The sequence below is a fragment of the Pseudomonas sp. PDM31 genome (genome assembly GCF_019218965.1).
Lineage (GTDB): Bacteria > Pseudomonadota > Gammaproteobacteria > Pseudomonadales > Pseudomonadaceae > Aquipseudomonas.
Map to the genome: position 1 here is coordinate 116223 of NZ_JAHUWS010000005.1, position 15311 is coordinate 131533.

Here is a 15311-nt window from a genome sequence, read left to right on the forward strand (position 1 = left end):
CGCTTGCAACGAAGATTTTACGGGTGGCTGGCGGGCAATTTTTAACTCGGGTAGGATCATCACACTCGTAAAATATATTAAACAGAGGCTGCAGGATGGCGAACACCCCCTACCCAGAGTCCTACTACGCCGCATCGGCCAATGCTGTCCCCCCGCGCCCGGCGCTGCAGGATGATGTCGAGACTGATGTCTGTGTGATCGGTGCCGGTTACACGGGGTTGTCCTCTGCCCTGTTCCTGCTGGAAAACGGTTTCAAGGTAACCGTGCTCGAGGCCGCCAGGGTTGGTTTCGGGGCGTCGGGGCGCAATGGCGGGCAGATCGTCAACAGCTACAGCCGCGATATCGATGTGATCGAGCGCAGTGTCGGCCCCAAGCAGGCCCAGTTGCTGGGGCAGATGGCGTTCGAGGGTGGGCAGATCATTCGTGAGCGGGTCGCCCGATACAACATTCAGTGCGATCTGAAGGACGGTGGCGTGTTCGCCGCGATGACCAGCAAGCAGATGGGCCATCTGGAGTCCCAGAAGCGCCTGTGGGAGCGCTACGGCCACACCCAACTGGAGTTGATGGATCAACGCCGCATCCGCGAGGTGGTGGCCTGCGATCAGTACGTCGGCGGGATGCTCGACATGAGCGGCGGGCATATTCATCCGCTCAACCTGGCTCTGGGTGAAGCTGCGGCGGTGGAGTCCCTGGGTGGCACCATCTATGAGCAATCGCCTGCGGTGCGCATCGAGCGCGGTGCGAGCCCGGTGGTGCATACGCCACAGGGCAAGGTCAGAGCGAAGTTCATCATCGTCGCGGGCAACGCTTATCTGGGCAATCTGGTGCCGGAGCTGGCCGCCAAGTCGATGCCCTGTGGCACTCAGGTGATCACCACTGAGCCTTTGGGCGAGGAGTTGGCCAGGAACCTGCTGCCCCAGGACTACTGCGTCGAGGACTGTAACTACCTGCTCGACTACTACCGCCTGAGCGGGGACAAGCGCCTGATCTTCGGGGGTGGCGTGGTGTACGGCGCGCGGGATCCGGCGAACATCGAGGAGATTATCCGGCCGAAGATGCTCAAGGCCTTCCCGCAGCTCAAGGACGTGAAGATCGATTACGCCTGGACCGGCAACTTCCTGCTGACGCTGTCGCGCCTGCCTCAGGTCGGTCGCCTGGGCGACAACATCTACTACTCCCAGGGCTGCAGCGGCCATGGCGTGACCTACACGCATCTGGCAGGCAAGGTGCTGGCCGAAGCACTGCGCGGCCAGGCCGAGCGTTTTGACGCCTTTGCCGACCTGCCCCACTACCCGTTCCCCGGCGGACAATTGCTGCGCACGCCGTTTGCGGCATTGGGTGCCTGGTATTACGGGTTGCGGGACAAGTTCGGGTACTGAGCCGAAAAAACAAAAGGCCTGCAACGATGCAGGCCTTTTGTTTTGGAGCTTTTGATCTTACAGCCGATCCCGAGGGATACCGCTACGAATCCGCAGGATGTCCGCCAGCACCGCCAGCGCAATCTCCGCCGGGGTCTTGCTGCCCAGGTTCAGCCCGATCGGCGCATGAATCCGCGCCAGCTCCGCATCCCCCAAACCGCCAATGCGCCGCAGCCGTTCGAAGCGTTTGTGCGACGTCTGGATGGACCCCATCACACCGATGTAGAACGCATCAGTGCGCACTGCTTCCATCATCGCCAGGTCATCGATACGCGGGTCATGGGTCAGCGCCACGACCGCCGTGTCGCTGTGGCAGCCACCATCGGCGATGAACACCGACGGTAACTGACGTCGAATCTCTACGCTCTCCAGCACGACACCTTCGAGCACCTCGTCCCGTGGATCGCACAGAATCACTTCGAAGCCCAGGCCCACGGCAAACTCGGCGCAAGCCTGAGCGACGCTGGAGTACCCGGCCAGCAGCAAGCGCTGGGCAGCCCCGACACGCACTCGAACCCGGTCGATTTCACGCTCGATGCGCACACCCTGCTCGCGATCATCGAACAGACTGCGCGCACCGCTGGCCAGATCGACTTCACGAATCAGCCGGCGCCGGCCCAACAAAGCCGACTCCAGCTCCCGCAGATGCGCCTGCGCCTCGCAATCAGCCTCAAGCTTCTCCACCAGCACATCGAGCACGCCGCCACAGGGCAGACTGACCCGGGAGCGCGGATCTTCGCCTTCGCCATAACGAACGACGCTGACAGCATCCTCAAATGCACCTTCGGCGACCCGCCCGAGAAAGTCTTCCTCCACGCAGCCGCCGGACAGCGAGCCGATCCACTGGCCAGCAACGTTCACCGCCAGCAACGAGCCCGGCGCGCGCGGCGCCGAGCCGTAGGTGGCAAGCACCGTACAGAGCCAGATGCGCTGGTCGGCCGTCGACCACTCCAGTGCCCGACGCACCACCTGCAGATCGAGATGCTGCATGTCAGTGTGCCTTGTGCTCGGTCGCCGGCGCTTCGGCCTGCAACTTCTGCACGTCGTTGACCGCCAGATCACCCGGCTGACCACCCCACCCCTGACGCAGGTAATTGAGCAGATCAGTCAGTTGTTCGGCACTGAGCTTGTCGGCGAACCCAGGCATCGGCTGCATGTGCTCGAAACCGGAGAATTTCTGCTCGCCGATACCGTCTTCGATCACCCGCACCAGGTTACGCGGATCTTCCAGGCGCAACGTGGTGTTGCCACGCATGGCCACGGCGATGTGCGGTTTGCCTTCGCCACCCTCGGCGTGACAGCCGGCGCAGACGTTCAAATATTCCTGACGGCCGCGCCGGGCACTTGCGCTCAACTTGTCCAATGGCACCTCGGTGAGCACTTTCGCCGCCGGTGGCTGGTCGCCGAGCAGGAAGGTGGCCATGGCGGCCAGATCCGGATCACTGAGGCCCTGGGTGCTGTTGTGGAACACCGGGAACATCTCGTTGAACATCGTGCCCTGGGCGCTCATGCCGTGCTTGAGGAACGAGCTCAGGTCCTCATGGTTCCAGCCGCGGGCAGCCAGGTCAGTGGCCAGCAGGCTCGGGGCCAGGTAGCCATTGAGGATACCGCCGGTCATGCGCTTGTCCTGTTGCATTGCACCAGGCAGGCCGCGCGGGGTGTGGCACTCACCACAGTGACCGAGCACGTCGACCATGTACTGGCCGCGCTTCCAGGCTTCGCTCTTGCCTTCGGCCGGCTCCAGCTTCACGTCCTTGCCGTACATCATGTTCCAGCCCATCAGGCCCAGACGCACGTTGAACGGAAAGCTCAGGCTGGTGACCGGCGCGGCGCGCTCGATCGGCTCGACGGTTTTCAGGTAGGCATGAATGGCGTCAGAGTCTTCACGGGGCATCAGGTGATACGAGGTGTAGGGCATCGCCGGGTACAGGTTCGCGCCGTCGCGACGCTTGCCTTCGGTCAACGCGGCAAAGAACTCTTCATCGCTGTACAGGCCGATGCCGTGCTCTTTGCTTGGCGTGATGTTGGTGCCATAGATGGTGCCGAACGGCGAGACGATCGGCAGGCCGCCTGCGTACGGAGCGCCACCCGGCGCGGTGTGGCAGGCCATGCAGTCAGCGGCGCGGGCAAGATATTCGCCGCGCTTGACCTGATCTTCGGCGTGAGCCAGAAAAACCGGCGCAGCCAGGCCGACCGCCAGCGCAAGGCGGGTAAGTAGATGCTTCATGCTCAACCCTCCTTGACCAGGCCGAGATCGGTCAACACGTTGCGGGTCGCGCTGTAGTAGCGCACATACCCGGTGCAACGGCAGATGTGATGGCCGAGGCTGTCCTCGATGACTTTTTCCAGCTGGCTTTTGACGATCGGCTGACGCTGCAGCTTTTCCACCAACACGGTCGCGGCGTTGACGAAGCCCGGTGCGCAGTAGCTGCACTGGAAGGCGAACTCATCGACGAAGCGCTGCTGGATCGGGTTCAGCTCAGTGACCTTGCCCTGCTCATCGCGGGTCGCATGACCTTCGATGGTCCGCACCTTCTTGCCTTCGAAATAATGCGCACCGGTGATGCAGGTACGCACTTCTTCGCTGGTGCCGTCCGGGTTATCGACGATCACCACACAAGCGTGGCAGATGCCCTGGCCGCAGCCCAGGCGCGAACCGGTGAGGTTCTTGTATTCGTGCAGATAGTCGATCATCGGCAGGTCATCAGGGATGTCCACCGGGCCGACGGTTTGACCATTGAGGGTCAGTTGAAGCGGACGGTTAGCCATTGAGGGCCTCCTTGATGCGTGCAGAAGTGATAGGCAGGTCGCGAACACGTTTACCGATGGCATGCGCCACGGCGTTACCAATGGCACCGACCACCGGGATCATCACCACCTCGGCGATGCCCTTGGACGGATCGCTTGGCGACAGTGGCGGCAGGATTTCTGCGGTCTGTTTCCAGACAGCCACGTGCCGCGCCATTGGCAGACGGTAACGGTTGAAGTTCCAGTCACCCTCCCCTGGCCCGCCTTCGTACAACGGCATTTCCTCCATCAGCGCATGACCGATGCCCATGGCGATGCCGCCTTCGAGCTGGCCCTTGACCAGTTCTTCCACCAGCACCCGACCGCACTCGACCCACGAATGGTGGTTGAGCACCGACACCTCGTTCGAGCCCTTGTTGACCTTCACTTCCACCAGCGTCGCAACCGGGCTGTAGTAAGTCACCGCCGCGTTGTTCAACTGGGTCGCCGGATAGGCGATGTTCTGCCGATCGAGCAGATGGAAACCGGCGCTGGTCATCTGCGCCTTTTTCGCCTTCGGTGCACCGTCGCCGTACTTGACGGCAAGACCGTCGAGCGGCAAACGCTCGCGCACGCCATCGATGCTGAACTCGGCCTCGGCCCAGCTCCAGCGGTTGAAGCCGTGCACGGTGGCACCAGTCACCAGGCCACGTTCGTGGGCGCGCTTGGCCAGTACTTCAAAAGCCAGGGGCTCCATGCCGTTGGCAGTGAGCTTGCCGTCGACCCAATGGGCATCTTCGCGACGCACCACGTAAGGGTTGGCCTGGCCGCCGAACGGGCCCTGTCGCCAGATTTCCAGCGCCGCCGGCCACAGGCCGTGGTTGAACAGCACGCGCGCCGCTTCACGGGTGGCGTGGCTGAAGTAGTACGCGGAGTTGGTCGCCGAGGAGGCTGAGGCCACTTTGCCGACCCAGCGCGGGTTGCGCAGGAAGTTGTCCTGCTCGGCCTGACTCATGATGTAAGGGTTGCCGCTGGTAATCAGCTGCATCTCTTTCCATTCGGTTTCGCCGGTTTTCACTTCGTGCGCCGGGCTGCCGAGGAAGTCGGCCACTACCATCGCTTGGGAAGTGGACATGCCGGTGCCGATTTCAATGCCGATGTGGCGCAGGTTGATGCGACCCTCGGCAGTGAATTCGATGCTGGCCATCGGCGCTTCGGAACCGGTGCCGAAGTCTTTCTGGCAAATGGCGAAACCAATGCCGTACCAGTTGTCGGGATCGGCTGCTTCGCGCTGCTTCTTGATCGCGGCGCGGTTTTTCCAGGTGTCGTGGACCGCCGCCTTGTCGAGAATCTCGTGCAGGCGCAAGGCACCCGCCGGGATCGCGCCCTGGGTGTTTTTCATGCCCGAACGCAAGGCGTTCTTGCGGCGCAGGTCGATAGCATCGACACCGAGACGATCGGCGATTTCGTCGACCATCATCTCGGTGGACGCCATGGACTGCAGGGTGCCGTAGCCGCGCATCGAACCGGCTTCAACGCCGCGCGAATGGTAGGCGGTGACCTGCAAATCGTTCTGCGGCATGTAGTAGATCGACTGCGCCGCCGTGGCACCCACTGCTGCCACCGACGCGCTGTAGTTGATGCGACCGCCACCGTCGACGCTCATATCGGCGCGGAAGATCTTGAAGCTGTGGTCGGTCTTGTCCACCGCCAACTGGTAGCGGATGTCGAACGGGTGACGCTTGATCCCGCTCTGGAACTGCTCGTAGCGGTCGTTGGCCAGACGCACTGGCACACCCGCACCGTACAGCGCCGCCAGGGCTGCGTAGTAGACGAAGATGTTGTGGTCCTTGGAACCGTAGCCGACGGTGTAGCCCGGGTGCATGTTCAGGTTGGCCAGGCCGAAACGCGACGGCGCAATCATCTTCGCCGTCTCGGTCGCTGCCTCCAGTGGGCACTGGGTCGCCACCACAAAATGCAGGGTCTTGGTCGCCGGATCGTACCAGCCGTTACCGTTGTCCGGCTCCATCGCCGCAGGCTCGATCGATGGGGTCTTGTAGCGCTCGTCGAACACCAGCCAGTTGTCCGGCGGAGTGTCGATCTGCTGCTTCATGCGGTCAGCATAGAACAGCCCGCGCTCGGTCAGGTTGCCGTGCAGGTTGGGCTGGGAGTTCCACACCGGCCGACGGTTTTTCAGCATCGGGAACAGGATCGAGTCCTTGAGGCTGGCGAACTCATCTTCGTCTGCCGAAGTCGGCCCGCCGACTCGCACGTAGCGGAAGCTGCCGTACGGGTCGCCTTCGTAGAACGGTACTTTCTCGCCGTAGCGGATTGCCTTGTCATTGAACTTGAGCTGGGCCTTGGCCTTGCGGAAGCGCTCGAAGTCGTTCCAGATCAGGATTGCCACCGGGTGACCGATGAACATCGGCACCTTGCCGACCGGCAACAGCGGATCCGGGGCGTGCTCCTCAGGGAAGACGATACCGTCCTTGATCAGGTCGTCGGCGGTGACGATGCGGTCAGGCTGCAGCTCGGCACCCAGCCACGACAGGTCATAGCCATCGTAGATGCGATCGGCCTTGATGGTTTTGAGCAGCATGGCGTGGCCTTGCTGCTGCGGCCAGCCCGGCATGTCCTTGGCGCGGATGTCGCGGGCAAAGACTTTGCTGCCGCAGACTTTGGACAAGGCATCGTTACGGGCACGCGCCTTGCCGTTATTGCCAAGCCACTGCTCGGACGGCACGGTCACGCTGTTTTCCATCAAGGCGGCCAGCGCCTGGCTGCTCAATGGCGTGAGCGTCACGCTCACACCCGCTACCAGCCCGCCCTGAAGGAACGAGCGCCGGGATATATCACGGTTGGACATGGATCATCCTCTGGACGGTTATGGGGTCCGCCCTTCTGGTTATGTACTGGAAATCACGAGTCTTGCAGAAGCCCCACCTGACGACGCGGAGGACTGTAATGAAGTGCAAAGCTGACTGACAGGTTAAGTTTATAGGCTTATGCGCTCGCAGCAAACATCCCGGCACAAAAAACTGACCAAAGAATCAAAAAAACTGCGACGGCCTGACGCAGGGCTGTGGGCATCGGGAAACCGTGGCCAGCGCCAACAGATAGCCAGTCGACGATCAAAAGCCTGACAGGCTTTATCCGACACCAAGGCATTCAGAAAGGATTAAGAGGAAGAATAGGAGAGACGCGAAGGACATCCAGATTTCAGAAACAAAAAACCCCGGTCTTTCGACCAGGGTCTTTGCTATCGACTCGAAGTCAGCCAACGGCTTTCTTCGTAGCTCCAAGGCGTTCAGCAGGCCTCGGGGCAGATATGGCGCAGCGGACGGGACTCGAACCCGCGACCCCCGGCGTGACAGGCCGGTATTCTAACCGACTGAACTACCGCTGCGTATCGCTTTGAGCAGATGCTCAAGTAACTTGTCTGATTGAAAACTCAGTAGCTTTTCAATCTCGAACCAGGACGTGCCTGACTCGGAAAATATGGCGCAGCGGACGGGACTCGAACCCGCGACCCCCGGCGTGACAGGCCGGTATTCTAACCGACTGAACTACCGCTGCGCGTCGGTGGAGGCATTTCAGCCTACCTCTTGCTTTCGCAAGTATCTCGGAAGTGGTGGGTGATGACGGGATCGAACCGCCGACATTCTGCTTGTAAGGCAGACGCTCTCCCAGCTGAGCTAATCACCCGTTTGCATCTCCGAGGCCGCGAAATTTACGCAGGTAGCGAACCTAAGTCAATAGCAGGATTGAAGTTTTTCTAAAAAAGACAAAATTATGTATGTGCAGTGAGACTGCTTTCGCGAGCAAGCCCGCTCCCACAGGGGAAATGCATTCCAAATGTGGGAGCGGGCTTGCTCGCGAAGAGGCCAGCCAATTCAACATCAATCTGAACTGATCGATGTGGTTTATTCGCTATAGATCATCTTCTTGGTCATCCCGCCATCGACCACAAATTCCTGCCCCGTGACGAAACCGGCATTCTTCGACAACAGCCAGGCCACCATCGCCGCCACATCCTCGACCGTCCCCACCCTGCCCGCCGGATGCTGCGCATGGTCGGCCTCGGTCAACGGCTCGGCACGCCGCACCGAAGGATCCCGGGTATCGATCCAGCCAGGACTGACGGCATTGACCCGGATCTCCGGTCCCAGACTGATGGCCAGGGCATGCGTCAGGGCCAACAGGCCGCCCTTGCTCGCCGCATAAGCCTCGGTGTCGGGTTCCGATTGCCCGGCGCGGGTCGAGGCCAGATTGACGATGGCCCCGCTGTGCGCGCGCAGATAAGGCGCACAATGCTTGGCCAGCAGCATCGGCCCGCTGAGATTCACCGCCAGCACACGATTCCAGTACGCCAGATCGAGGCTTTCCAGAGTGATGTTGTGCGGGTCGGCCACCGCGGCGTTGCACACCAGTGCATCGAGGCGGCCGAACTGCCCCAGCACCTCGGCAACGCCCAGCGCGACCTGCCCTTCATTGGACACATCCATGGCAATGAACCAGGCATTGTCGCCCAGCACCTTCGCCACTTTCGAACCGCGCTCCCGATCCAGGTCCGTCAGCACCACTTGCCAACCCTCGCTGATCAGCCAGGCGGCGATCCCCAGCCCGATGCCGCGCGCAGCACCGGTCACCAGCGCTACGCGGCCATGGGAGCCGGTGGACGGCGTGGACAACTCGATCACAGCGCAGCCAGGCCGCGCGCCAGATCGGCTTGCAGGTCTGCCACGTCTTCCAGGCCGACCGCAACGCGGATCAGACTGTCGCGAATACCTGCCGCTTCACGCTCCTGCGGCGCCAGACGGCCGTGGGAGGTGGTGCTCGGGTGCGTAATGGTGGTTTTGCTGTCGCCCAGGTTGGCAGTGATCGAAATCAGGCGCGTCGCATCGATAAAGCGCCAGGCGCCCTCTTTGCCGCCCTTGACCTCGAAACTGACAACCGCGCCGAAACCCTTCTGCTGACGCAGGGCCAGTTCATGCTGCGGATGGCTCTTGAGGCCGGCGTAATGGACTTTCTCGATGCCGTCCTGCTGCTCCAGCCATTCAGCCAGTTGCTGGGCGTTGGCGCAATGCGCCTTCATCCGCAGGTTCAGGGTTTCCAGGCCCTTGAGGAAGATCCAGGCGTTGAACGGGCTCAGGGTTGGCCCGGCGGTACGCAGGAAACCCACCACCTCTTTCATCTGCTCGCCGCGACCGGCCACGACACCACCCATGCAACGGCCCTGGCCGTCGATGAACTTGGTCGCCGAGTGCACGACGATGTCTGCGCCCATTTTCAGCGGCTGCTGCAAGGCCGGGGTGCAGAAACAGTTGTCGACTACCAGCATCGCACCTTTGGCGTGAGCGATTTTCGCCAGCTCAGCGATGTCCACCAGCTCCGCCAGCGGGTTGGATGGCGACTCGACGAAGAGCAGCTTGGTGTTGGCCTTGATCGCTGCATCCCAACCGGACAAGTTGGCCAGGGGCACGTAATCGACTTCGATGCCAAAGCGCTTGAAGTACTTCTCGAACAGGCTGATGGTCGAACCAAAGACGCTTTGCGACACCAGCACGTGATCGCCGGCGCTGCACAGGCTCATCACCACCGCCATGATCGCGGCCATGCCGGTTGCCGTTGCCACAGCCTGCTCGGCGCTTTCCAGTGCGGCGATGCGCTCCTCGAAGGCGCGAACGGTCGGGTTGGTGTAGCGCGAATAGACGTTGCCCGGCACTTCCCCGGCGAAGCGTGCAGCCGCATCGGCGGCGGTACGGAACACATAGCTGGAGGTGAAGAACATCGGGTCACCGTGTTCGCCTTCCGGCGTACGGTGCTGACCGGCGCGTACGGCCAGGGTATCGAACGCTACACCTTCGAGGTCGCTGTCCAGCCGACCGGCATCCCATTCCTGACTCATGCTGTCACTCCTTGCCCTGCTCTCGATAAATAAAATTTTTCAGTAGATACAGAACCGGCCCCTAGGGGCCGGTAGAAACTCAGTTGTTGTACAGATCGATGATCGCACTGACTGCCTGCGTCTTGACCTTGGAGGCATCGTTACGTGCCTGCTCGATCTTGTTCAGGTAAGCCTCGTCGACGTCACCGGTGACGTACTGGCCGTCGAACACCGCACAATCGAACTTGTCGATCTTGATCTTGCCGCCACCGACCGCTTCGATCAAGTCAGGCAAATCCTGATAGATCAGCCAGTCGGCGCCGATCAGCTCGGCCACGTCCTGGGTCGAACGGTTGTGGGCGATCAGTTCGTGGGCGCTCGGCATGTCGATACCGTAGACGTTCGGATAACGAACGGCCGGGGCCGCGGAGCAGAAGTAGACGTTCTTGGCGCCGGCTTCACGGGCCATCTGAATGATCTGCTTGCAGGTGGTACCGCGAACGATGGAGTCGTCCACCAGCATCACGTTCTTGCCGCGGAACTCCAGTTCGATGGCGTTGAGTTTCTGGCGTACGGATTTTTTCCGCGCGGCCTGGCCCGGCATGATGAAGGTCCGGCCGATGTAGCGGTTCTTCACGAAGCCTTCGCGGAATTTCACGCCCAGGTGGTTGGCCAGCTCCAGGGCCGCAGTGCGGCTGGTGTCCGGGATCGGGATGACCACGTCGATATCGTGCTCGGGACGCTCGCGCAGGATCTTCTCGGCGAGCTTCTCACCCATGCGCAGACGGGCCTTGTACACCGACACGCCGTCGATGATCGAGTCCGGACGCGCCAGGTACACGTGTTCGAAGATGCACGGGGTCAGGGACGGGTTGGTCGCGCACTGACGGGTGTGCAGCTTGCCCTCTTCGGTGATGTAGACCGCTTCGCCCGGCGCCAGATCGCGGATCAGGGTGAAGCCGAGCACGTCCAGGGACACGCTTTCGGAAGCGATCATGTACTCCACGCCCTCGTCGGTGTGACGCTGACCGAAGACGATCGGGCGGATACCGTGCGGATCGCGGAAACCGACGATGCCGTAGCCGGTGATCATCGCCACCACCGCGTAACCACCGACGCAACGGTTGTGCACGTCAGTAACGGCGGCGAACACGTCTTCTTCGGTCGGCTGCAGCTTGCCGCGCTGGGCCAGCTCGTGAGCAAACACGTTGAGCAGCACTTCCGAATCGGAACTGGTGTTGACATGGCGCAGGTCAGATTCGTAAATCTCCTTGGCCAGTTGTTCAACGTTGGTCAGGTTACCGTTATGCGCCAGGGTGATGCCGTAAGGCGAGTTGACGTAAAACGGTTGGGCCTCGGCCGAAGTCGAGCTGCCCGCGGTCGGGTAACGGACGTGGCCGATACCCATGTGGCCGACCAGACGCTGCATGTGACGCTGCTGGAACACGTCACGCACCAGGCCATTGTCCTTGCGCAGGAACAACCGGCCATCATGGCTGGTCACGATACCGGCAGCGTCCTGGCCGCGGTGCTGGAGGACGGTTAGCGCGTCATACAGCGCCTGATTGACGTTCGACTTACCGACGATACCGACGATGCCACACATGCGACGCAACCCCTACTTAATGGATCTGAACTGAGCACTACTTACTGAGGCGTTTTGGCCGTCGGCAAGAGTTGCTCCTTGAACGGTATATCAGCGGGTACGCTGATTCCGCTGGCAAGCCACTGACTGCTCCACCCGAGAATCAGGTTTTTGGACCAGTCTGCGACCAATAGAAATCTTGGTACGAGCTGTGATTCTTTCCACCACCCGTCCTGCTGTACCGGCCCCAGGCTCAACAGCCCGACGGCAATGACCACCAGCAACCCGCCACGGGCGGCGCCGAAGGCCATGCCGAGGAATCGGTCGGTCCCGGACAACCCGGTGACACGAACCAACTCGCCGATAAGATAATTGATCATTGCGCCTACGATTAAAGTGGCGACAAACATGATGGCACAACCCGCGATCACGCGAGCCGATGGCGTTTCGATGTATCCGGCGAGGTACTCGGACAATGAACCACCGAACATCCAGGCAACGACTCCTGCGATGATCCAGGTCAGCAGCGACAGTGCTTCTTTGACGAAGCCGCGGCTCAGACTGATCAATGCGGAGATGGCGACGATTGCAACGATCGCCCAGTCAACCCAGGTAAATGGCACAGTGCAGCCTACAGACGGATAAGGCGGCGCATTTTAGCAGAGCCCGTGCCTGTCGGTAAGCTGCGATTGCCTGTGCATTTCAAATCGGGGCGATAGTTTTAACCGCGCTCTGGCTGAAAGCGCACGACAAAACCCTTGAGGTTCTGCTGGCGGCTGAGCAAGTCACGCAAGCGATCGGCTTCGGCGCGTTCGATCAACGGCCCGACAAACACGCGATTCTTGCCGTCGGCGGTACGGATATAGGCGTTGTAACCCTGGCTGCGCAGGGATTTCTGCAGTTTTTCGGCACTGTCACGACTCGCCAGACTGGCCAGTTGCACCGACCAGCTGACCGACAGCCCATTGGCGTCGACGCGGCTCTGAGTGGTATCGGGCTTGCCCGGCGCAGCGGTGATTGGCTGTACCGGCGCTGTTGCCGGCTTGGCTGCCAATGCCGGCGCAGGAGCAGGCGGCGGGGTCACTGCCTTGGCCGTCGGCGCTGGAGCGACAGGAGTGGCGGGAACCACCGGCGCTTCCTGCTGTGCAATTTCTTCATCGCTCGGCACCGGCTCCTGCGGCAAGGCTTGAGGTTCGGGAACCACCACCGGCTCGACCTGCACCTGAGGCAAGGCCGGCGCCTGCGGTGCAGCCGGGGCCTCGACGATCACCTGGCGCTGCTCATCCTGACGGGAAAACAGCATCGGCAGAAAAATAACCGCCAGTGCGACCAGCACCAGGGCGCCGACCATGCGCTGTTTGTAGGCCTTATCCAGCAATGCCATTTGCCGCTTCCTCCGTGGAGCGCCGGGCCAACCATTCCAGGGCCTCGGCAACACAATAAAATGATCCGAACAACAGGATTTCGTCGTTGCTCGAAGCGTTGGCGCACTGCCCTTCCAGGGCTGCAGCCACACTGTCATAAGACGCTACCGAAGCGCCAAGGTTCTGCAATGCCTGGTGCAAATCGGCAACCGGTCGTGCCCGTGGCGAATCCAGGGGGGCGACGGCCCAATGCTGGACACTAGCATTCAATTCGCCGACAACACCATCAAGATCCTTGTCCACGAGCAACCCGAACACCGCCAGGCGCTTGCCAGCCAGCGGTCGGCTCGCCAGGCGACGGGCCAGATACTCCGCCGCGTGGGGGTTATGCCCCACATCCAGCAACAGATTCAAGCGCTTGCCTTGCCAGTCGAACTGACGGCGATCCAGACGGCCTACAACTCGCGTCGCCTGCAGCGCCTGAACAATCTGCGCCTCTGCCCAGGGCAAGCCCAGCAGCAGGTACGCCTGCAAGGCCAGCGCGGCGTTTTCCATCGGCAGATCGAGCAACGGCAGGTCACGCAGTTCGACCGCTCGCCCTTGTGCGTCAAGGCCGCGCCATTGCCAGTTGTGATCAGTGACACCGAGGTCAAAATCGCGCCCGCGCAGGAAAAACGGGCAATCGAGCTCGCGCGCCTTGTCCAGCAGGGGTTGCGGAGGATTCAGGTCGCCGCACAGCGCGGGTGCGCCCGGGCGGAAGATGCCGGCCTTTTCGAAGGCCACGGACTCGCGGGTATCGCCCAGGTAATCCGCGTGATCGACGCCAATGCTGGTGACCAGCGCCATGTCGGCGTCCACCACGTTGACCGTGTCCAGACGACCGCCCAGTCCTACTTCCAGCACCACGGCATCAAGAGCCGAACGCTGAAACAGCCAGAACGCAGCCAGCGTACCCATCTCGAAATAGGTCAGGGACGTGTCACCACGCCCCGCCTCTACCGCAGCAAAGGCCTCACACAGCTCGGCATCACTGGCTTCGACGCCATTGACCTGCACCCGCTCGTTGTAACGCAGCAGGTGCGGAGAATTGTAGACGCCGACTTTCAAGCCCTGGGCGCGCAGCAACGAAGCCACGAACGCACAGGTGGAACCCTTGCCGTTGGTGCCGGTGACCGTGATCACCCGAGGCGCCGGCTTGCCCAGCCCCATGCGGGACGCTACCTGCTGCGAACGCTCCAGGCCCATGTCGATGGCCGAAGGGTGCAACTGTTCAAGGTAGGCGAGCCATTCGCCAAGGGTACGTTGGGTCATATGTTGGCAGGTGCCGGTGGAACCACGATCGGCTCGATTGGTGCAGCGACGAACTTCGGCGTCGGCAGGCCCATCATTTGTGCCAGCAGGTTACCCAGGCGCGGACGCAGTTCCTGACGGTGAACAATCATGTCGATGGCGCCGTGTTCCAGCAGGAACTCGCTGCGCTGGAAACCTTCGGGCAGCTTTTCGCGTACGGTCTGCTCGATAACGCGCGGACCGGCAAAACCGATCAAGGCTTTCGGCTCGCCGACGATCACGTCGCCCAGCATTGCCAGACTGGCGGAAACACCGCCGTAGACCGGGTCGGTCAGCACGGAGATGAACGGGATACCCTCTTCACGCAGACGCGCCAGCACCGCGGAGGTCTTGGCCATTTGCATCAGGGAGATCAGCGCTTCCTGCATCCGCGCACCGCCGGAAGCGGCGAAGCAGATCATAGGGCAGCGTTTTTCCAGGGCGTAGTTGGCGGCACGAACGAAACGCTCGCCGACGATGGCACCCATCGAACCACCCATGAAGGAAAACTCGAACGCCGAGACCACAACCGGCATACCCAGCAGGGTACCGCTCATGGACACCAGTGCGTCTTTTTCGCCGGTCTGCTTCTGTGCAGCGGTCAGGCGGTCTTTGTACTTCTTGCCGTCGCGGAATTTCAGACGGTCAACCGGCTCCAGGTCAGCGCCCAGCTCGGTACGCCCTTCAGCGTCGAGGAAAATGTCGATGCGCGCGCGCGCGCCAATACGCATGTGGTGATTGCACTTGGGGCAAACGTCCAGGGTCTTTTCCAGCTCCGGACGATACAGCACCGCCTCGCAAGACGGGCATTTGTGCCAAAGACCTTCAGGCACCGAGCTCTTCTTGACCTCGGAACGCATGATCGAAGGGATCAGTTTGTCTACTAACCAGTTGCTCATGCTTTCTTTCTCCAGTACCGGCGGCCCGAACGCTCTGGTTCGCAGCCCCGCGTATGCCCTTGAGCTAAATTCATGTGTGCGGCGATGTCTGGTGGGGGCCGG

General features: G+C 61.6%; 12 protein-coding genes and 3 tRNA genes. 1 reads left to right on the plus strand and 14 read right to left on the minus strand.

The window, feature by feature from the left end:
• The first annotated feature begins 95 nt into the window (after positions 1-95).
• The gene (locus KW839_RS11615; RefSeq protein ID WP_218424419.1) at positions 96-1379 is read left to right on the plus strand and encodes an FAD-binding oxidoreductase; all 1284 of its coding nucleotides are present in this window, start codon (positions 96-98) and stop codon (positions 1377-1379) included.
• 57 nt (positions 1380-1436) lie between these two features.
• On the opposite strand, the gene KW839_RS11620 is transcribed toward KW839_RS11615, so the two are convergent.
• From KW839_RS11620 to accD, 14 genes are all read right to left on the minus strand, one after another.
• Positions 1437-2408 (minus strand): XdhC family protein, encoded by a 972-nt coding sequence (locus KW839_RS11620; RefSeq protein WP_218424420.1) that lies wholly within the window; start codon positions 2406-2408, stop codon positions 1437-1439.
• A 1-nt stretch (position 2409) separates the two neighbouring features.
• A complete protein-coding gene (locus KW839_RS11625) occupies positions 2410-3645 on the minus strand; it encodes a cytochrome c (RefSeq protein WP_218424421.1) in 1236 nt (411 codons plus the stop codon).
• 2 nt (positions 3646-3647) lie between these two features.
• Positions 3648-4187: a (2Fe-2S)-binding protein gene (locus tag KW839_RS11630; protein ID WP_060540043.1), complete on the minus strand. Its 540-nt coding sequence runs from the start codon at positions 4185-4187 to the stop codon at positions 3648-3650.
• A complete protein-coding gene (locus tag KW839_RS11635) occupies positions 4180-7011 on the minus strand; it encodes a xanthine dehydrogenase family protein molybdopterin-binding subunit (RefSeq protein ID WP_060540044.1) in 2832 nt (943 codons plus the stop codon). Before KW839_RS11635 ends, KW839_RS11630 begins: the two co-directional genes overlap by 8 nt.
• A 463-nt stretch (positions 7012-7474) precedes the next feature.
• Positions 7475-7551: transfer RNA gene (locus KW839_RS11640), tRNA-Asp, on the minus strand.
• A gap of 93 nt (positions 7552-7644) precedes the next feature.
• A tRNA-Asp gene (locus KW839_RS11645) sits at positions 7645-7721 on the minus strand.
• A gap of 53 nt (positions 7722-7774) precedes the next feature.
• A tRNA-Val gene (locus KW839_RS11650) sits at positions 7775-7850 on the minus strand.
• A gap of 218 nt (positions 7851-8068) precedes the next feature.
• Positions 8069-8845 (minus strand): SDR family oxidoreductase, encoded by a 777-nt coding sequence (locus KW839_RS11655; RefSeq protein ID WP_218424422.1) that lies wholly within the window; start codon positions 8843-8845, stop codon positions 8069-8071.
• Entirely contained in the window at positions 8842-10053 is a 1212-nt protein-coding gene (locus KW839_RS11660; RefSeq protein ID WP_060540046.1) for an O-succinylhomoserine sulfhydrylase, read from the minus strand. The genes KW839_RS11655 and KW839_RS11660 overlap by 4 nt, the downstream gene beginning before the upstream one ends.
• Before the next feature lie 79 nt (positions 10054-10132).
• Positions 10133-11638 carry an amidophosphoribosyltransferase gene (purF, locus tag KW839_RS11665; protein ID WP_060540047.1) on the minus strand — a complete coding sequence of 502 codons (1506 nt, stop codon included), beginning with the start codon at positions 11636-11638 and terminating at the stop codon, positions 10133-10135.
• A gap of 41 nt (positions 11639-11679) precedes the next feature.
• The gene (locus KW839_RS11670) at positions 11680-12240 is read right to left on the minus strand and encodes a CvpA family protein (RefSeq protein WP_060540048.1); all 561 of its coding nucleotides are present in this window, start codon (positions 12238-12240) and stop codon (positions 11680-11682) included.
• Positions 12241-12338: 98 nt separating this feature from the next.
• On the minus strand, positions 12339-13001 hold the full coding sequence (locus tag KW839_RS11675; protein ID WP_218424423.1) for an SPOR domain-containing protein: 663 nt from the start codon (positions 12999-13001) through the stop codon (positions 12339-12341).
• Complete coding sequence (gene folC, locus KW839_RS11680; RefSeq protein WP_218424424.1) at positions 12985-14292, minus strand: bifunctional tetrahydrofolate synthase/dihydrofolate synthase; 1308 nt, start codon at positions 14290-14292, stop codon at positions 12985-12987. The genes KW839_RS11675 and folC overlap by 17 nt, the downstream gene beginning before the upstream one ends.
• On the minus strand, positions 14289-15209 hold the full coding sequence (accD, locus tag KW839_RS11685) for an acetyl-CoA carboxylase, carboxyltransferase subunit beta (RefSeq protein ID WP_060540051.1): 921 nt from the start codon (positions 15207-15209) through the stop codon (positions 14289-14291). Before accD ends, folC begins: the two co-directional genes overlap by 4 nt.
• Between the last annotated feature and the right edge of the window lie 102 nt (positions 15210-15311).

Excerpts from the sequence above, each read along its gene's own strand:
- KW839_RS11615 (WP_218424419.1), top strand. The coding sequence starts at position 96 with ATGGCGAACACCCCCTACCCAGAGTCCTACTACGCCGCATCGGCCAAT.
- KW839_RS11620 (WP_218424420.1), bottom strand. The coding sequence starts at position 2,408 with ATGCAGCATCTCGATCTGCAGGTGGTGCGTCGGGCACTGGAGTGGTCG.
- KW839_RS11625 (WP_218424421.1), bottom strand. The coding sequence starts at position 3,645 with ATGAAGCATCTACTTACCCGCCTTGCGCTGGCGGTCGGCCTGGCTGCG.
- KW839_RS11630 (WP_060540043.1), bottom strand. The coding sequence starts at position 4,187 with ATGGCTAACCGTCCGCTTCAACTGACCCTCAATGGTCAAACCGTCGGC.
- KW839_RS11635 (WP_060540044.1), bottom strand. The coding sequence starts at position 7,011 with ATGTCCAACCGTGATATATCCCGGCGCTCGTTCCTTCAGGGCGGGCTG.
- KW839_RS11660 (WP_060540046.1), bottom strand. The coding sequence starts at position 10,053 with ATGAGTCAGGAATGGGATGCCGGTCGGCTGGACAGCGACCTCGAAGGT.
- purF (WP_060540047.1), bottom strand. The coding sequence starts at position 11,638 with ATGTGTGGCATCGTCGGTATCGTCGGTAAGTCGAACGTCAATCAGGCG.
- KW839_RS11675 (WP_218424423.1), bottom strand. The coding sequence starts at position 13,001 with ATGGCATTGCTGGATAAGGCCTACAAACAGCGCATGGTCGGCGCCCTG.
- folC (WP_218424424.1), bottom strand. The coding sequence starts at position 14,292 with ATGACCCAACGTACCCTTGGCGAATGGCTCGCCTACCTTGAACAGTTG.
- accD (WP_060540051.1), bottom strand. The coding sequence starts at position 15,209 with ATGAGCAACTGGTTAGTAGACAAACTGATCCCTTCGATCATGCGTTCC.